At 68.1% G+C, this 17,664-nt stretch carries 18 protein-coding genes; 11 read left to right on the top strand and 7 right to left on the bottom strand.

Going from position 1 to position 17,664, the window contains the following annotated elements; genetic code table 11:
• Positions 1-132: 132 nt before the first annotated feature.
• A complete protein-coding gene (locus RQG77_RS05920) occupies positions 133-1,086 on the top strand; it encodes a G5 domain-containing protein (RefSeq protein ID WP_311243902.1) in 954 nt (317 codons plus the stop codon).
• Between the two features lie 16 nt (positions 1,087-1,102).
• Here RQG77_RS05920 and RQG77_RS05915 read toward each other — a convergent pair whose 3' ends face one another.
• Entirely contained in the window at positions 1,103-1,609 is a 507-nt protein-coding gene (locus tag RQG77_RS05915; protein ID WP_311243901.1) for a GNAT family N-acetyltransferase, read from the bottom strand.
• A complete protein-coding gene (gnd, locus tag RQG77_RS05910; RefSeq protein WP_311243900.1) occupies positions 1,602-2,663 on the bottom strand; it encodes a phosphogluconate dehydrogenase (NAD(+)-dependent, decarboxylating) in 1,062 nt (353 codons plus the stop codon). The genes RQG77_RS05915 and gnd overlap by 8 nt, the downstream gene beginning before the upstream one ends.
• Before the next feature lie 291 nt (positions 2,664-2,954).
• On the opposite strand from gnd, the gene RQG77_RS05905 reads away from it, so the two are divergent.
• From RQG77_RS05905 to RQG77_RS05895, 3 genes are all read left to right on the top strand, one after another.
• Positions 2,955-4,133 (top strand): aminotransferase class I/II-fold pyridoxal phosphate-dependent enzyme, encoded by a 1,179-nt coding sequence (locus RQG77_RS05905; RefSeq protein ID WP_311243899.1) that lies wholly within the window; start codon positions 2,955-2,957, stop codon positions 4,131-4,133.
• 243 nt (positions 4,134-4,376) lie between these two features.
• On the top strand, positions 4,377-4,640 hold the full coding sequence (locus RQG77_RS05900; protein ID WP_056310560.1) for a type II toxin-antitoxin system Phd/YefM family antitoxin: 264 nt from the start codon (positions 4,377-4,379) through the stop codon (positions 4,638-4,640).
• A complete protein-coding gene (locus RQG77_RS05895; RefSeq protein ID WP_311243898.1) occupies positions 4,637-5,017 on the top strand; it encodes a type II toxin-antitoxin system VapC family toxin in 381 nt (126 codons plus the stop codon). Before RQG77_RS05900 ends, RQG77_RS05895 begins: the two co-directional genes overlap by 4 nt.
• 40 nt (positions 5,018-5,057) lie before the next feature.
• On the opposite strand, the gene RQG77_RS05890 is transcribed toward RQG77_RS05895, so the two are convergent.
• The 4 genes from RQG77_RS05890 to RQG77_RS05875 all read right to left on the bottom strand — a co-directional run bounded on the left by RQG77_RS05890 (position 5,058) and on the right by RQG77_RS05875 (position 8,192).
• A complete protein-coding gene (locus RQG77_RS05890; protein ID WP_311243897.1) occupies positions 5,058-6,242 on the bottom strand; it encodes an aminotransferase class I/II-fold pyridoxal phosphate-dependent enzyme in 1,185 nt (394 codons plus the stop codon).
• A 455-nt stretch (positions 6,243-6,697) separates the two neighbouring features.
• Positions 6,698-7,453, bottom strand: a complete 756-nt coding sequence (locus RQG77_RS05885) for a 3-keto-5-aminohexanoate cleavage protein (RefSeq protein ID WP_311243896.1) — start codon at positions 7,451-7,453, stop codon at positions 6,698-6,700.
• Positions 7,453-7,680 (bottom strand): DUF2188 domain-containing protein, encoded by a 228-nt coding sequence (locus RQG77_RS05880; protein ID WP_056310565.1) that lies wholly within the window; start codon positions 7,678-7,680, stop codon positions 7,453-7,455. The genes RQG77_RS05885 and RQG77_RS05880 overlap by 1 nt, the downstream gene beginning before the upstream one ends.
• Before the next feature lie 80 nt (positions 7,681-7,760).
• Positions 7,761-8,192, bottom strand: a complete 432-nt coding sequence (locus RQG77_RS05875; protein WP_311243895.1) for a hypothetical protein — start codon at positions 8,190-8,192, stop codon at positions 7,761-7,763.
• Between the two features lie 227 nt (positions 8,193-8,419).
• On the opposite strand from RQG77_RS05875, the gene RQG77_RS05870 reads away from it, so the two are divergent.
• The 5 genes from RQG77_RS05870 to RQG77_RS05850 all read left to right on the top strand — a co-directional run bounded on the left by RQG77_RS05870 (position 8,420) and on the right by RQG77_RS05850 (position 13,742).
• Positions 8,420-9,766, top strand: a complete 1,347-nt coding sequence (locus RQG77_RS05870; protein WP_311243894.1) for a serine/threonine-protein kinase — start codon at positions 8,420-8,422, stop codon at positions 9,764-9,766.
• A gap of 200 nt (positions 9,767-9,966) precedes the next feature.
• Positions 9,967-12,297: a phosphoribosylformylglycinamidine synthase subunit PurL gene (purL, locus tag RQG77_RS05865; protein WP_311243893.1), complete on the top strand. Its 2,331-nt coding sequence runs from the start codon at positions 9,967-9,969 to the stop codon at positions 12,295-12,297.
• 33 nt (positions 12,298-12,330) lie between these two features.
• Positions 12,331-12,477, top strand: a complete 147-nt coding sequence (locus tag RQG77_RS05860) for a hypothetical protein (RefSeq protein ID WP_311243892.1) — start codon at positions 12,331-12,333, stop codon at positions 12,475-12,477.
• A gap of 285 nt (positions 12,478-12,762) precedes the next feature.
• Positions 12,763-13,470 carry a DUF2786 domain-containing protein gene (locus tag RQG77_RS05855; protein ID WP_311243891.1) on the top strand — a complete coding sequence of 236 codons (708 nt, stop codon included), beginning with the start codon at positions 12,763-12,765 and terminating at the stop codon, positions 13,468-13,470.
• Positions 13,467-13,742 carry a hypothetical protein gene (locus tag RQG77_RS05850; RefSeq protein ID WP_311243890.1) on the top strand — a complete coding sequence of 92 codons (276 nt, stop codon included), beginning with the start codon at positions 13,467-13,469 and terminating at the stop codon, positions 13,740-13,742. Before RQG77_RS05855 ends, RQG77_RS05850 begins: the two co-directional genes overlap by 4 nt.
• Before the next feature lie 26 nt (positions 13,743-13,768).
• On the opposite strand, the gene RQG77_RS05845 is transcribed toward RQG77_RS05850, so the two are convergent.
• Positions 13,769-14,338 carry a TetR/AcrR family transcriptional regulator gene (locus RQG77_RS05845; RefSeq protein ID WP_311243889.1) on the bottom strand — a complete coding sequence of 190 codons (570 nt, stop codon included), beginning with the start codon at positions 14,336-14,338 and terminating at the stop codon, positions 13,769-13,771.
• A gap of 72 nt (positions 14,339-14,410) precedes the next feature.
• Between RQG77_RS05845 and RQG77_RS05840 the strand changes: the two genes are divergently transcribed.
• Together RQG77_RS05840 and RQG77_RS05835 are read left to right on the top strand one after the other, a co-directional pair.
• Positions 14,411-16,954, top strand: a complete 2,544-nt coding sequence (locus tag RQG77_RS05840; protein ID WP_311243888.1) for an MMPL family transporter — start codon at positions 14,411-14,413, stop codon at positions 16,952-16,954.
• 195 nt (positions 16,955-17,149) lie between these two features.
• The gene (locus RQG77_RS05835) at positions 17,150-17,473 is read left to right on the top strand and encodes a cupin domain-containing protein (RefSeq protein ID WP_311243887.1); all 324 of its coding nucleotides are present in this window, start codon (positions 17,150-17,152) and stop codon (positions 17,471-17,473) included.
• The last annotated feature ends 191 nt before the right edge of the window (positions 17,474-17,664 follow it).

The raw sequence follows: 17,664 nt of genomic DNA, 5'->3' as shown, positions 1-17,664 counted from the left end.
TGATGGCGTCGAGCACGGCATCATCACGTTTCAGATTCGACGGTTGTCGGGCGCGCCGCCGTACCGATATACAGGCAGTGGCGCTCTGGGGGCGCCGGCGATTCGTCGCCTCACAGTCGAGGGGAACTCTTCATGTCTCAGCCGCCTGCCGCCTGGCATCCCGATCCTGAGAATCCGAATCAGCTGCGCTGGTGGGATGGCGTGCGGTGGACCGGCGCGACAGCTCCGTCACCGGCCGCGGCCGTGACGACGCAGTTCGCACAGCCCGCAGCGCCCCAAGCATCCGCACCGGCGAAGCGTCGCACCGGATGGCGCACGGCCGGAATCATCGTCGGCGCGCTCGTCGTCGGCGGGCTGCTCGCGCGGCTGTCGCCGATCGCGATCGTCCTCGTCGCGACCGCCGTGGTCGCAGTGGGACTGATCGTCCTGCTCGCACGCCCGCTGCCGGCGCTCGGACTCCGATCGCGGCCGTCCGGCCTAGTGGCCCTCGGCCTGGCCGCGCTGCTCGTCACAGGCGGCGGCATCGCGAGCGCGAGCACGGGTGGCGTCGAGGCCCCGACCGCCTCCAACCCACAGCCGTTCGCGAGCGTGCCGACCGCGACTCCGAAGCCGAGCCCGACTCCCACGCCGACCCCGACGACCTTCGACACCGTGTCGGAAGAGGTCGTCGTCCCATTCGTGCAGACGACGGCGGACGACCCGCTGAGCATGCAGGGCTCGAGCGCAGTGACCACAATAGGGGTGAACGGCGTCACGGTGATCACCTACCGCGTGACACTCATCGACGGCATCGAGGTCTCTCGTGAGGTCGTCAGCGAGGTCGTCAAAACCGCCCCGGTGAACGAGGTGACCTCGATCGGCAGCAAGGTTCCCGCTCCCGTGGCAGCGCCGGTTCCGCTCGTGCAGCAGGGTGGCGGTGGATGCGACCCGAACTACACCGGCGCATGCGTTCCGATCTCGAGCGACGTGGACTGTGCAGGCGGCAGCGGGAACGGACCTTCGTACACACAGGGCCCGGTCACGATCGTCGGCAGCGACATCTACGACCTCGACAACGACGGAGACGGGATCGCCTGCGACAAGTGAGCGGATGCGGGCACTGCTAGTCCGCTTCCAACGCCCGGTAGAAGTAGAACGCTCGCTCGCCCGAGTCCGGGTCGGTGCCGCTGAAACCGTGCCGCTCGTAGAAGCGCATCGCCTCGGCATCCGACTCGTCGACGTTGATCTCAATCGCTGCGGCTCCGAGGTCGCGGCAGATTTCGACCATCTGCAGAAGGATCGCACTGCCGATGCCGCTGCCCCGCTGCTCGGGCGCGACGTACATCTCGTCGAGCAGCGCAACCGGACCGTCTGACCACACGTTCGGGCGGAGCGTCACCAGCGCGAGACCGCCCGCCGGGTCTCCGCCGAGAACGGCGAACGTCGAGGGTTCTGCGAGCAGTGTGCGCAGACGTTTCGCGAGCACTTCGACACCGGGTGTCTCGGTGTCGAACTCGGTGTTGAAAGCGTGGAGCAGCTCGGCGATGGTGGCGGCATCCGATACCTCCGCCCGGCGGACGGGCGTTTCGTCTCGCTCCGCTCGCTCAACGAACGGACTGGGGTCAGGCACTGTCGGAATCCGCCTTCCGCGAGCCCGCTTCCAACACGTCTCCGGCAGGCAGCTCCTGATGCCCGCCGAACTGCAGGCGCATCGCCGACAGCACCTGGTTAGCGAAGTGGTCTTCATCGCGCGAGGCGAAGCGCTCGAACAGCGATGCGGCGAGCACCGGCACGGGCACTCCCACGTCGACGGCGGCCTTGACCGTCCAGCGTCCCTCACCCGAGTCGGACACGCGGCCGGCGAGACCGTCGAGCTTGGGGTTCTCAGCGAGCGCGGCGGCGGTCAGGTCGAGCAGCCACGATGAGATGACCGATCCGCGGCGCCACAGCTCAGCGACCTTCGAGGTGTCGATGGGGAACTGGTAGAACTCCGGCTCCTCCAGCGGGGCGATCTCGGCAGAGTGCTCGGCCTCGCGCACCCCGGCATCCGCGTTGTGCAGCAGGTTGAGCCCCTCGGCGATCGACGCCATGATGCCGTACTCGATGCCGTTGTGCACCATCTTCACGAAGTGCCCCGCACCCGTCGGACCGCAGTGCAGATACCCCTGCTCTTCGGCAGTTAGGTCTCCGGTACGGCCGGGCGTGCGCTCGATCTCGCCGACACCCGGAGCGATCGTCTTCAGCACCGGCTCGATGCGCTCCACGGCCTCATCCGGTCCGCCGACCATGAGGCAGTATCCGCGGTCGAGCCCGAAAACGCCACCACTCGTGCCGACGTCGACGTAGTGGATGCCGCGCTCGCGGAACGCCTTCGCACGCCTGACGTCGTCGCGATAGTTCGAGTTGCCGCCGTCGATCAGGATGTCGCCCTCGTCGAGCACCTCCGCGACCTGATCGGCCACAGCGCCCGTGAGCGAGGCCGGCACCATCATCCACACGGCCCGGGGCGCCTCGAGCTTCGACGCCAGGTCGACCATGCTGTCGGCACCTGTGGCTCCCTCGGCGACCAGCGCCTGCACGGCATCCGCGTTCACGTCGTAGACCACGCACTCGTGCCCCGCCCGCATGAGGCGGCGCACGATGTTTGCGCCCATTCGGCCGAGTCCGATCATCGCCAGCTGCATGAGAATCCCCTTCGTCCCCGCCCCCGGTGAGCCGAGTCGGGGCAATCCTGGCACGGTCGGGGAGGGCGCTCAATGGTGTGGCGGGGCTTGTGCTCTCGTGCGGGGTCAGTTGTGCACCCGCGACGTCGGTTTCCGATGCGGAAGTGGCCCCGCACGCGTGGGGCAAGCGGGCACGACTTCGGAGCCGACGCCCGACACGCCGGTGGACGCCATCGCACTCGCGGCGCGTCTCGCCCGACATCCGAAGCTGTGCACGGGCCAAGGGCATCTCACCGGTGGAAGGATTGAAGAATGACTTCCGGCACGTTCGACCAGATCACGCAAGACGACCTGCGCCACGCGGGCAGCATGAAATGGACGACGTTCCCCGACATGATCGGCGCTTTCGTCGCCGAGATGGACTTCGGACTCTCCCCCGCCGTCAACGCCGCGGTGAAGGATGCCCTCGACCTGGGCGTCACCGGTTACCTGCCCGCGAAGCTCGCGAAGGATCTCTCCGAAGCGACGGCGCGCTGGTACTCCGATTCGTACGGATGGGAGATCTCCGCCGACCGGGTGCACCACGTGCCCGATGTGATCGCCGCGTTCGAGCTGGCGATCGACAACTTCACCACTCCGGGCTCGGCCATCATCGTGCCGACTCCCGCGTACATGCCATTCCTGCTGGTGCCGCCGATGCGTGGCCGCCGGGTCATCGAGGTGCCGAGCATCGAGGGCGACGGACGCTGGGTCATGGACCTGGATGCCGTCGCGCAGGCGTTCCGCGACGGCGGCGAGATGCTGGTGCTCTGCAACCCGCACAACCCCCTCGGCACGGTCGCGACCCGGGATGAGCTGCTCGCCATCGAGTCGGTCGTGACGGCCGCGGGCGGGCGCGTGTTCGCCGACGAGATCCACGCGCCGATCATCTACGCCCCTGCCCGGCACATCCCCTACGCCTCGGTGTCGGATGCCGCCGCCGCCCACACGTTCACCGCGACCTCCGCCTCGAAGGCGTGGAACCTCGCGGGCCTCAAGTGCGCGCAGGTGATCCTCTCGAACGACGCGGATGCCGAGCTCTGGGAGCGCCTCGGATTCTGGCCCGGACACGGCACCTCCACGCTCGGAGTCATCGCGAACACCGCGGCCTACACGTCAGGCGGAGAGTGGCTGAGCGAGGTCGTCGACTATCTCGACGGCAACCGGCGGATGCTTGCGCAGCTCGTCGACGAGAAGCTCCCCGGTGTGCGGATGATCGTGCCCGAGGGCAGCTACATCGCTCTGCTCGACTTCCGCGAGACCGGGCTGACGGGGGACCTCGGCGAATGGTTCCGCGAGAACGCGGGCGTCGCGATGACGGATGGCGCCGCGTGTGGTGAGGCCGCCATCGGGTACACGCGGTTCGTATTCGCGCTGCCGCGTCCGGTGATGGTCGAGGCCGTCGAGCGGATCGCCGCTGCGCTCGCCGCGCGGGCTTCGGTCTCCGCCTGAGTCTCGCGGGTGAGCCCGGCGTCTCCGCGTAACCTCGCTCCGCGCCGGAGCGCCGGTTCTCGCGCTCCGCTTCCTGCGGGGTCAGTTTCGCACCTCAATCGGCCTCCCCGGATGCGAAATCGACCCCGCATCCAAAGGTGGCAACCGCGTACGTCGCGATGTCGGAGGCCGCGCGCATGATGGCAGCACGCTCGACGACCTCATCATCTACTACTTCTACTAGTTCGAGCGTAGAATCGGAGAATGGCCACGGTGACGAAGACCGAACTGAACCAGCAGACCGCGAAGGTCCTGGCTCGTGTCGCCGCGGGTGAGCGCCTCACCATCACTGATCGAGGCCGCCCGATCGCCGAGCTGACACCCCCGACGCAGAACCCCTGGGAGCGGCTGGTGTCGTCAGGTCGCGTCTCTCTGCCGACCAAGACCGGCGCACTCGAAATGCCCCTGACGACCAGCGACCGCACGACCCGCGAGATCCTCGACGATCTCCGGAGCGATCGCCTGTGATCTACCTCGACACCTCGGCAGCAGCCAAAGCACTCATCGAGGAGGACGGGAGCACTGCGGTGCGTCAGGCTTTCGCCGACGGAGTGCCGTTCGTCTCATCGCGCCTGCTGGCGGTGGAACTGCACGCCGTGGCCGACCGCCGCTCGGTCAGTTCCGAAGCCGCGCAGGAACTCCTCGACCGCGTCGCACTGGTGTCGCTCGCCGACGACACCCTCACGCGAGCCGTCGACCTGCACAGCGGGCTGCGCACACTCGATGCGCTGCACCTCGCGACGGCGGTCGAGATCGGGGACGCGCTCACCAGCATCCTCACTTTCGATGTCGAGTTCGCCGCGGCGGCGACTCGACTCGGCATCCCGGCATCTTCCCGGATCTGAGCTCGAGCGACACCGCGTCTCTCGGCGAGCCGGATGCAGATCAGCGGTCGCGAACCGCATCCCCCATCGCGGCGAACGCCTCGCGCAGGATCGGCCGCGGAGTCGCGAACACGACTCGGACGAAGTTCTCGTACCCGTGTCCGAGCAGCGCGCCTTCGGTCAGGACGACGCCCGCGTGCTCGCGGAAGAACGCGGCGGGCGGGCCGTCGATCGCGAGGCCGCGAGTGTCGATCCAGCCGATGTAGGTCGCCTCCGGCGCGCGATACACCGCACCGGGCAGATGTTCGGCGACCAGAGAGCCGATGAGCTCACGCGAATCGTCGAGGTAGTCGAGCACCCCGTCGAGCCACGGCTTGCCCTCGCGATAGGCGGCCGTCGAGGCCACCACGCCGAGGGTTGCGGCGCCGTGCTGCACCGAGAATCCGAAGCGGCGATAGAGCTCTTGGTCGGCGTCGTTCGAGGTGATCAGCTGTGCGGTCTTGAGCCCGGGGATGTTCCAGGCCTTCGACGCACTCGTGCCTGTGACGGTGTGCGCGGCGGTCGCCTCCGACAGCGATGCATAGGGGATGAAAGGGCGGCCGTCGAAACGCAGCGGCGCGTGGATCTCGTCTGCGAACACCCGACCGCCGTGCCGTTCGACGATCTCGGAGAGCGCTTCGAGTTCCGACCGCTCGACGACGGTTCCGGTCGGGTTGTGCGGGTTGCAGAGCACGAGGGTGCGGGCACCCGCGGCGAACGCCTCGTCGATGCGCTGCAGGTCGTGGTGCCACCGGCCATCGACCTCGACTCCGGGAACCTCGATCACTGGATGCCCGATCGCGGGCAGATATGTCAGGAACGACATATACGCGGGAGTCGGCACGATGACGGGCGAACCGGCGGGCGCATACTCCTCGACAGCGACGCGCAGAGCGGCCATGACATCCGACACGGGGTGCACGCGCTCCGGGTCGACGTCCCAGCCGTACTCGCCGCGCATCCAGTCCGCCGTCGCCTCACCCAACTGGGCAGCGAGCGGCGGCGACAGGTACCCGAGGTTCTCCTCGTCGATCGCGCGGTGCATGGCCTCGGCGATCACCGGCGCCACGCCGAAGTCCATCTCCGCGACCCAGGCACCGATGCGCCCGGGGTACAGGCTCCACTTGCGACTCTCCGGCCGATCGAGGTCGAACCTCGTGCGGGAGTCGAACGGATGCGGGTCGGTGCGCGCGCGGTCGTCGGTCATGGCGTGGACCCTCAGCCGGCGATCCGACATCGAACGGCTGCTCCGACGGTCGCCCCGTGGCGAGCGCCCGCGCGCAGTGACGCGAGTGTCGCCCACGAGGTGGTGGTCTGGGTTTCGGACACGGCTGCTCCTTCACGACATCTTTCACCGCGGCTTTCACCGCGGCTTTCACTGCAACTTTCACTGCAGCGACCACGGCGGCCTTCATTGCGGACGCCTCCAGCCTAAAGATGCCTGCCGTGGTCCCACGACTCTCGTGTCGGTGGGTGACGGGCGAGGCGTGGTCGCGCCTCCCGCTCTGTCGATCGTCGTCGCGCTGCCCGCTCTGTCGAGCGAAGTCGAGCGTAAGCCGAGCGTGAGCCGAGCGCGAACCGAGCGCGAACCGAGCGTGAACCGAGCGAAACCCGAGCGCGGATGGGGGGCGGCACGCGGTCTCCGCCCGCACCCGACGCCCCTCAATAGACGGTCGTGAACCCGGATGCTGCGCGCACCAGCGCCGCGTTGTCAGGCGCGCTTCGCCCGTCGGGCAGCGTGAGCGTGTCTTCGAGCCCGATGCGAGTGTCGAGCCGCAGCTCGGCTGCCAGAGTGAGAGCCGGCCAGGCCGATCGCTCTTCGCCATGAAGCAGGATCGGCATGCTCGGCTCATCGAGCCTGACGTGCGCGATCAATCCCTCGGCGTGACGCCTCACCACCTCGGCGGCCTCATCGGGCAGCTCGATCAACACCCGCGTGCACTCGGCGCGTGACGGCGAGCTGCTCCACGCCTCGAGACCTGTCGAGTCCCAGATGCCGGCCTCGACCCCGACGCCTCGGCTCAGCAGCAACGCGGCCACACGATCGGCGCCGGTTTCGTGCCAGTTCACCGATGCGTAGTCGGGGAGCTCGGTCCATTCGGCCATGGATGCCAGGCGCCTCTCGACGTCAGGCTCGATCCACGCTCCGGTGGTGACCCCGATCGGCACACCGGGGCAGGCCGATCGCAACGCCCGAAGCCAGGTCGCGACGTCATCGGCATCCAGGGTGTCTCGGCCCTCGGCATCCTTCGGGTGCACGTGGATCTCCTGCGCTCCGGCTGCCACCGCTCTCGCCGCATCGGCGGCAGCGAGTGTCGCGTCTGCGCTCAACCCGGGATGCTCGGTCACATCGCGCGCTCCGTTGAGGCACGCCTGCACCAGCATCCGTCGTTCTGGCTCTGCGGGCACCGCGCCCATCAGTTCATGAGATCGCGTGGATGCCAGTCGTAGAGGTTGCCCCTGTCGGATGGGCCCTCTTCGGTGCGCACAGCATGCTCGACCTGACGTGCGGCGGCTGCTCCGCGCCCGACCCGGACAGCTTCGTCTTCGGTCTCGAAGCTCGACCCCAATGTGCGAGATTCGCCCTCGATGCGGTTGAACCAGATCCCGTCACGTTGGAACGTCTCGATGTCACCTGCGGCCATGCCTGAAATCCTTTCGATCTTCTTCATTCATACCTGGGGGTTCGGACACCGGAAGAGGCCCTTGACAGTTCTCGACGTCATCACTCGGTTGCCTCAGCGAGGCGTGGCCGGCTGCATCCCGCGGCGCGCAGTGCCAGTGCGCGCCGGATCGCCGAGTTCGCGTACGCGGCACCGATCGCCAGCAGGATGACCGCACCGAGGTTGCCCGACACCACCAACGGCGGTGACCATGCGCTGAACAGCGAGAAGGCCGCCTGACCCAGGAAAACCACGGAGAGCAGCGCACTCGCGAGAGGCGCAGCCGTCATCTGCCACCAGGGCCGCGGAGCAGAGGTCTCCCCCGCACCGCGGAACGTCCGCGCCGCGAAGACCACGAGAACCGTCGTCGCGACGAGCATCCAGGTGGCACCCCACCAGGGGGTCACGACGGCCAGGACCACGCCGATCATCGGCATCAGGATGACCGCGACGACCACGATGCCGGCCTGCGCCGAGGGGGAGGAGATCCGCACGGGAGAGGCCTTTCTCTTCGGGTCATTGATAGGGAGCGTAGCCAGGTGAGGTCGCCGTCTCCACCCCCGCAGTGCCCGGTCTTCTCGGATACCGGAATGGGATGCGAGCCCTCCCATGGCGACCGCATCCACCGATACGCGCCGACGTCAACCCCGATGACGAGCACTTTCGACCGTGGGTAGGGTCGATGGATGCAGGACCCGAATGCCTGTGCGAGGAGCGACCGATGACGCTGGAAGTGATGTCGCCGACGGCGGCACTGCTCGATGGACGATATGTGCTGCACGAACGCGTCGGTCGCGGCGGCATGGCCACCGTGTACCGCGCGGAGGACACCCGACTCGGTCGGATCGTCGCGATCAAGATGATCCACGAGGGCGAAGGACCCGTCGCGTCGATCGAACGCGCACACACCGAGAAAGCACTGCTCGCGTCGCTGAGTCATCCGTCGCTCGTCACCCTGCACGATGCGCAGCTCGAGCCGAAGCGCCCCCAGTATCTCGTGATGGAGTTCGTCGACGGTCCGACCCTCGCCGCACGGATGGCGGAAGGCCCGCTCCCGCCGGCAGATGTCGCCCGAATCACCCGCGACCTCGCCGAGGGACTCGCCGCCGTGCACGCCGCGGGGATCGTGCACCGCGACGTCAAACCCTCGAACGTCCTGCTCGCGCGCGGCCGCTCGGGGCGTGCCGTCATCGCGAAGCTCGCCGACTTCGGCATCGCATGCTCGATCGAGAACACCCGGCTCACGACCCCGGGCATCGTGCTCGGCACACTCACCTATATGGCGCCGGAACAGCTGCGCGACGCCGACCCCGGCACACCGGTCGACATCTTCTCTCTCGGCCTCGTCGTGCTCGAGGCGCTGACGGGCGAGCCCGGTTATCCTTCGCTGGTGTCCGGCCGCGCAGCGGCGATCGCGCGGTTGACGGAACCACCCGCGATCAGCGAGACCGTCCCGGAGGAGTGGCGTGACCTGCTCGCCCGGATGACGCGCCTCGAGCCCGACGAGCGACCGACCGCTGCCGACGTGGCCCGCACCGCACGGGGCCTCCTGCGCGACTACGCATCCGACACGAACGGGACCGCCGTCGCCGCGGCCGCCGCATCGATCGTCGCGGCCGCCGGGGCAGCACCCGTCGAGGCCTCGGCTGCGACCAGAGCGCTGGATGCCACGCACCGGGTGCCGACCGGTGCCACCGCAGTGTTCCCCACGACAGAGGTTGCGGATTCGTCTCCGCGCGGACGCACCCGCACGCGCACGCGTAACCAGGTGATCGCCGGTGCCGCCGGCCTGGTGGCGACCGGTGCTGTCGTCGTCGGGCTCGCGGCGTTCACGGCTCCGGCATCCGACATCGGTCGAGTGGCCTCAGCCACCGTCGTCCGCACGGCCTCCACACCCGCCGAGACGGTGCCGGAGAACACACCCGTCGACGCGGTCACCGACTCTGACGCCCCGGGGAACAGCGGGAACTCGGGCAACTCTGGGAACTCCGGCAACTCCGGGAACTCGGGCAAGGGCGACAAACCCGACAAGGCGGACAAGTCGAGCAGCGACTCCGGCAAGAACTGATCCCGTGCGGGGCCAACAGTGCGTCCCCGCACCCCGATTCGGATGCTTTTTCGACCCCGCACCGGTCGGCGGATGCACTTCCGACCCCGCACGGCGGCGACGCCAGCCGCCAGGCTGCGGACAGCATCCGACCGGTGATCGCCCACACCATCCCCCGGTAGACTGGCCATGCCCCGCCGGCCCCTCATCTAGGAGTGCGCGTGACCACCGCCCCTGCACCTGCCCACAAGCACGTCCCCGACTCCGTCGAGAACGCAGCCGCGACTCCGGAGAAGGAACAGCCCTACGCAGCGCTGGGCCTCAAGGACGACGAGTACGCCCGCATCAAGGAGATCCTGGGCCGCCGCCCGACCTCCGGCGAGCTGGCCATGTACTCCGTCATGTGGTCGGAGCACTGCTCGTACAAATCGTCGAAGAACTACCTGCGCCGCTTCGGCCAGAAGGTCTCCGACGAGATGAAGGAACGCCTCATGGTGGGCATGGGCCAGAACGCGGGCGTCATCGACGTCGGCGAGGGCTGGGCCGTCACCTTCAAGGCCGAGAGTCACAACCACCCGAGCTTCATCGAGCCCTTCCAGGGTGCGGCGACCGGCGTCGGCGGCATCGTCCGCGACATCATCTCGATGGGCGCACGCCCGGTCGCGGTCATGGATGCCCTGCGCTTCGGCGCGATCGACCACCCCGACACGGCCCGCGTCGTGCACGGCGTGACCAGCGGCATCAGCTTCTACGGCAACTGCCTGGGCCTGCCGAACATCGGCGGCGAGACGGTCTTCGACTCCGTCTACCAGGCCAACCCCCTCGTCAACGCGCTCGCGGTCGGCGTGCTCCGCCACGAAGACCTCAAGCTCGCGAACGCCACCGGCGTCGGCAACAAGGTCGTGCTGTTCGGCGCCCGCACGGGTGGCGACGGCATCGGCGGCGCCAGCATCCTGGCATCCGACTCGTTCGATTCCACAGGCCCGACCAAGCGCCCCGCGGTGCAGGTGGGCGACCCGTTCGCCGAGAAGGTGCTCATCGAGTGCTGCCTCGAGCTGTACCGCGACGAGCTCGTCGAGGCGATCCAAGACCTCGGTGCTGCCGGCATCTCGTGCGCGACCAGCGAGCTCGCGGCCAACGGCAACAGCGGCATGAAGGTCTCGCTCGACAACGTCCTGCTGCGCGACCCCTCGCTCACGGCTGAGGAGATCCTCATGTCGGAGTCGCAGGAGCGCATGATGGCGATCGTCGCCCCCGAGAAGCTCGACGCGTTCCTCGCGGTCGTGAAGAAGTGGGACGTCGAGACGTCGGTGCTCGGTGAGGTCACCGGAGACGGCCGCCTCATCATCGACTGGCAGGGCGAGCGCATCGTCGACGTCGACCCGTCGACCGTCGCGGTCGATGGCCCGGTCTACGACCGCCCGGTCGCGTACCCGACGTGGATCGACGCGCTGCAGGCGGATGCCGCCGAGAACCTCCCGCGCTCGAACGACCCCGAGGTGCTGCGCGAGCAGTTCCTCGACCTGGTCGCCTCGCCGAACCTCGCCGACACCCGCTGGATCACCAACCAGTACGACTACTACGTGCTCGGCAACACAGCCCTCTCGTTCCCCGACGACGCCGGCATGATCCGCGTCGACGAGGAATCAGGGCTCGGCTTTGCAATCTCGACCGACGCCAACGGGCGCTACTGCCAGCTCGACCCGTACGCGGGCGCGCAGCTGGCCCTCGCCGAGGCGTACCGCAACGTCGCGGTCACCGGCGCCGTGCCGACCGCGATCACCGACTGCCTCAACTTCGGCTCTCCTGAGAACCCCGAGGTCATGTGGCAGTTCGGGCAGACCGTCGACGGCCTGGCCGACGGATGCTACGAGCTCGGCACCCCGGTCACCGGCGGCAACGTCTCGTTCTACAACCAGACCGGCGACGTGCCGATCCACCCGACTCCGCTCGTCGGCGTGCTCGGCATCATCGACGACGTCTCGCGCCGCATCCCCTCGGGGTGGCAGGACGAGGGTCAGAACATCTACCTGCTCGGCACGACCTCGACCGAGCTCTCGGGTTCGGCGTGGGCCGAGACCGTGCACCAGCACCTCGGCGGACTGCCCCCGAAGGTCGATCTCGCGGGCGAGAAGCGCCTCGCGGGTCTGCTCGGCGCCGCCCGTGACGAGTGGCTGATCTCGTCGGCGCACGACCTGTCGGAGGGTGGCCTCGCACAGGCACTCGCCGAGGGCGTCTCGCGCTTCGGCGTCGGCGCACGCGTCTGGCTGAACGAGATCATCGAGCGCGACGGTGTGGATGCGGCATCCGCCCTCTTCTCGGAGTCGACGGGCCGCGTCATCGTGACCGTTCCGCGGGAAGACGACGTCAAGTTCCGCGGACTCTGCGAAGGCCGCGACTACCCGGTGATGCGCATCGGCGTGACCGATTCCGAGGGCGACAAGCTCGAGGTGCAGGACGTCTTCACCGTGCCGATCGCCGAGATCCGCGAGCGCTCGCAGGCCACCCTGCCCGCAGCCTTCGGCCCGACGGTCTCGGAGCCGGTCAGCTGACCGGTCGTTGAGCGAGCGAAGCGAGACGAAACGATGAACGAGCTCAGCCGCCCGGACGACGACTACGGCGACCTCGGCGAGAAACGCAGCCGTCGCCTCCGCATCGTCGCCTGGACGGTGATCATCGCCCTGATCCTCGGTGGCGGTGGCGCGACGGTCATCACGCTCATCCTCGGCTGAGTTCCCGACTTTCTGGGCCGCGGCCCGGGCTCTTGAGCCTGTCGACGACCCCCTCCGCTTGTCGACGACCCCCTCCCGGGCACAGGTTCGGATCTGGACGACGACGCCCCGGCGTCATGACGGCGTGTCGGCGTCCGGATCCGAAGCTGTGCCCGGCCGAGCGCCGGCGTCCTCTCCTGCACCGGCATCCGTAATCTGGGCTTCTGCACAGGCATCGGGATCCGGCGTCCGAATGTAGGTGCTGCCGTGGAACATTCGGGGCATCACGAACTCCAGGGGGATGCCATGACCGAAGCCAAACTCGACCTGATCGCCAAGCTGCTGGCGAAGGCCGAGAGCACGACGCCCGAAGAGGCCGAGGCTCTGACCGAGCACGCCGAGCGCCTGATCGTGAAATACGGCATCGAACAGGCGCAGATCGATGAGCGACGAGGCCGACTGGGGCAGACTCGCGAGCAGATAGTGACAGAGCGGATGCTGTTCCGCGGCGTCTACGCGAAGGATCTCCGCGAGATCGGCATCGGCGTGGCCAGAGCGCTCGGGGTCGTGCGCCCGCTTCTCGCCGAGTATCCGCCGATCGCCGGACTGCTGCTGGTGGGCCACTCGTCCGATGTCGCTCAGGTGCAGACGCTGACCGCCAGTCTGCAGGTGCAGGCGATGGTCGCGATGCGCAGCTGGTGGCTCGAGCACCGCCAGTTCTACGTCGAGCAGCGCGAGGGGGTGAAGCGGCGTGCGCGCAGCGGGTTCCTCCGCGGCTTCGCCGTCGGCGCCATGAGCCGCATCGAGGAGAGCCGTCGCGTCACCGTCGAAGAGAGCAGCGCGGGCACGGAGCTCGTTCTCGCCTCTCGGCGGAGCCGCGTCGATGCAGCGGTCGACGAGATGCACACCTCGCACGCGAGACGTCGACGCACAGCGGATGCCGGCTCGTGGTCGTACGGGCACCGATCGGGGCGGCAGGCGCAGACCGGCGGCCCTTCGGTGGCAGCAGGATGACCTCGTGTCCGCGAGACGGTTTCGAAGAATGCCCGCGGTCGTGCGAGCGCGACGCCGCGCAGACGGACGAGTCCGGATTCTGGTTTCTCGGAGGAGCATCGGCCCTCGGGGCGTCGATACTCATGCTGCCGACCGTGCAGCCCGAGTGGTGGTCGATCCTGACCATCGTGGTGACATTCACCGGCGCTGCGGTGATGTTCATCCGAGGTGCAGTGGACTGGTGTGCCGAACGACGTCGGGCCGCCACCTGCTCGGGGTCGCCGTCGATGTGATGCCGGAGTTGCCTCGGTGGTCGGCTTCAGCGCCGGAAGAGGTAGCGCGTCAACCCCACGATCGACTCCGGCTCGTGGGCCTCTCGCCCGAGGGATTCGACGATGATCGCGCCGAGGATGGCTCGACCCAGCTGTTCGACGGGGGCGTCTTCGGCGAGCTGTCCGTCGCGGATGCCACCGCGGATGCGTTCGGTGAGGTACTTCTCGACGCCGAGGCTGTCGCCGAGGTGAGCGCCGACGCCGGCATCCTCGGTCGCCGCTGCGACGAGCGACCGGAGAAGGGCTCCGCCTTCGGGCGCTTCGAGGATCGAGAGCACGCTGCGCAGCCAGGTCTCGACGTCGGCGGCGAGGTCGCCGGTGTCGGGCACGACGAAATCGACGGGAATCAGACGACCCTCCGCGAGACATTCGCCGATGAGCGCTCCCCGAGACGGCCACCACCGGTAGATGGTCTGCTTGCCGACACCGGCCTCTTTCGCGATGCCCTCGATCGTGAGACGGTCGTAGCCCTGATTGTGGAACAGGCGAGAGGTCGCGTCGAGGATCGCCTCGCGCGCAGCCGTGCTGCGCACAGGCCCGCTTCGATGCTCGTTCACCACACGTTCAGGATAACCACAGAACCCTAGACGATACGCACCGTATGATCTATCCGTCTGAAGGAGATCGTTTTGGCATCACTGCTCTACCGTCTGGGTTCTTTCGCTGCGCGCAAGGCGTGGACGGTGATCGTCTCGTGGGTCATCATTCTCGCCCTGGGCGTAAGCGCGTTCCTCACCCTCGGCGGCACGCTGAGCAACAACTTCGACATCCCCGGCACCGCCTCGGGTGCCGTGACCGACCAGCTCGCCGAGAAACTTCCGGACACCGCCGGCGGCACGGGCACTGTGGTCTATCAGACGACCGACGGCTCGGCCTTCACCGAGCAGCAGAAGCAGGAGATCTCCGCGCTCGCGAAGAGCGCCGAGGACCTCGACGGAGTCGCGTCGGTGGTCGACCCGTTCGATGCCCAGCAGCAGCAGGCCGCGCAGGCTCAAGACCTCGCCGACGGCAAGGACCAGATCGAAGGCGGCCGCGCCCAGCTGGATGCCGGCCAGACGCAGCTCGACGACGGACGCACCCAGCTCGATGCGGGTCTCGCACAGCTCACCACCGCTCGGTCGCAGGCCGAGGCGGGCGGTGCTCCTTCTGCGCAGCTCGCCGCTCTCGACGCGCAGATCGCCGCGCTCAACGCACAGCTCGCCGAGCTCGATGCCCAGCAGAAGACGATCGACGAGTCGCGCGCCGAGCTCGACGCCAACGCCGAGAAGGTCGATCTCGGGTCCACGCTCCTCGATCTCACGAACGGCATCGGTGTCGTGTCCGACGACGGCTCGACAGCGATCGTCAACGTCTCGTTCGAAGACCCCCGCCTCGAGCTCTCCGAAGAGGTCAAGGAAGGCACGATCGAGCACTTCGAGTCCGCCCCGATCGATGGCGTCGAGGTCGACTTCGGCACTGACATCGCGCAGGGCGTGCCCGAGATCTTCGGTGTCGGTGAGGCGATCGGCCTCGCATTCGCCGCGATCGTCCTGATCGTCATGCTCGGGTCGCTCATAGGCGCCGCGCTTCCGATCGTCACGGCAGTGGTCGGCGTCGGTGTCGGTGTGACTGCATCCCTCGCCTTCTCTGGTGTTGTCGACATGGCATCCGTCACCCCGGTGCTCGGTGTCATGCTCGGCCTCGCCGTCGGCATCGACTACTCGCTCTTCATCGTCAACCGACACCGCAAGCAGTTGCTCAACGGTGTTCCGGTTCGCGAATCCATCGGGCTCGCGACCGGAACCTCGGGCACCGCCGTCGTGTTCGCGGGAACCACGGTCATCGTGGCGCTCCTCGCCCTCAATGTGACCGGCGTGCCGTTCCTCGGCCTCATGGGCACCGTCGGTGCGGTCTGCGTCGCTGTCGCCGTGCTCGTCGCGATCACGCTCGCTCCTGCGATCCTCGGACTCGTCGGAACCCGCCTGCTCAGCGGCAAGGCCCGCGCCACGATCGGTCAGCCGCACGCCGCGGGCAAGCCCGTGAAGCGCATGTCGACGCTGCGCGCGATCGTCACAGTACTCGTCAGCGTGATCGCCCTGCTGATCGTCGCGATCCCCTCGATGTCGCTGCGCCTCGGCCTGCCCGATGGAGCGAGCGAGCCCTCGGACTCGACCAGCTACCGCGCGTTCCACATCGTCGACGAGCAGTTCGGCGAAGGCGCGAACGGGCCGCTTCTCGTCACTGCCACTCTCGACGACGGGGTCAGCGACGACGACCTTCTCGCCACCCAGGTCGAGGTCGCCCAGAAGATCTCCGACCTCGATGACGTCGTCGCCGTCGCCCCGATCGCGACGTCCGACGACAACACGCTGCTCGCCTTCCAGGTGCTGCCGGCCGAAGGCCCGAACAGCGCCTCGACCGAGAAGCTCGTGCAGGACATCCGCGCGCTGCCGCAGCTCGACGGGGGCATCACGCTCGGCGTCGCCGGACAGGCTGCGACCAACATCGACATCTCCGAGGCACTCGCGGGCGTCCTGCCCCTCTACCTCGTGGTCGTGGTCGGCCTCTCGCTGCTCATCATGATCGTCGTGTTCCGCTCTCTGCTCGTGCCGATCATCGCGACCGGCGGATTCGTGCTCTCGCTGTTCGCGACCTACGGCCTGATCGTCGCCGTGTTCCAGTGGGGTTGGGGTGCCGACCTCATCGGGTTGGACAGCCCGGGGCCGATCCTGAGCTTCCTGCCGGTGATCCTGGTCGGCATCCTGTTCGGGTTGGCCATGGACTACCAGCTCTTCCTCGCCTCGGGGATGCGCGAAGCGTTTGTGCATGGAGCGTCTGCGAGGGACGCCGTCGCCCAGGGCTTCCGGGCAGGGCGATCGGTCGTCATCGCCGCGGCGCTCATCATGGTCTCGGTGTTCGGCGGGTTCATCTTCTCGGAGTCGACCATCATCCGCTCGATCGGCTTCGGCCTGGCCTTCGGTGTGCTGCTCGACGCCTTCGTCGTGCGGATGCTGCTCATGCCGGCACTCATGCACCTGCTCGGCCGGTCGGCTTGGTGGCTGCCGCGGTGGCTCGACCGCATCCTCCCGAACGTCGACATGGAAGGTGCAGCGCTCGAGCGCGACCACCCCGGTGTGCGGACGGATACGGTGCAGGTCATGCCGAGCTCGGAGGCAGCGACCGACGCGCGCTGACCGCGCTCTCGCTCGCGCTCCGAGAGAGATATCGCGCATCGAAGGAGTCGATCCGAGGATCACTCCTTCGATGCGCACGTCTCCCTCGCAGTGTGCGGCGTGCGCGAACACGTGCCGTCGACGTTCTCCCCGGGTCACCAGCGCCTCTTCCGTGCGGGGCATCGCGTGAGTAGCCTCGGCGAGCAAGGAGGCATCATGACGATCCATCCCGTAGACGCCGCCCGCGATGCCGATATCGAGGGCTACCTGATCGGCTCCCCCGTGAGCATCATGCGCGAGTACATCGTGAGACCAGGCTCAGGGCCACGGCGGCACCGGCATCCGTACGTCGAGACCTTCGTCATCCACGCCGGCCGCGCACTGTTCACCGTGGGTGACGAGCAGGTCGTCGGAGCCGGAGGTCAGGTGCTGGTCGTTCCGGCGCTCGTCGACCACCGCTTCGAAGTACTCGACGGCGGCACCTATGAGGCCACCCACATCCATGCCAGCGACCGGTTCATCACGGAGTGGCTCGAATAACCGAGCTCGCTGACCTTCCGGTTGGCTGGTCGAATCCCGGTCGGCGGCGTGGGCGACGGCGATTCGTCCGCCACCCGGGGATCCACCAGCCGAATGAGCCAGCGGGAGTCCGCACGGATGCGTGCCCAGATGACGAATACCGGCCGGATCTGGGGCTCTCGGCCTGCATCCGTCATCTGAACATGCAGGTG

Source organism: Microbacterium sp. WCS2018Hpa-23, from assembly GCF_031843845.1.
GTDB lineage: Bacteria > Actinomycetota > Actinomycetes > Actinomycetales > Microbacteriaceae > Microbacterium.
Note: the sequence above shows the minus strand (reverse complement) of the source record. Positions and strands in the feature narration are given on the sequence as shown.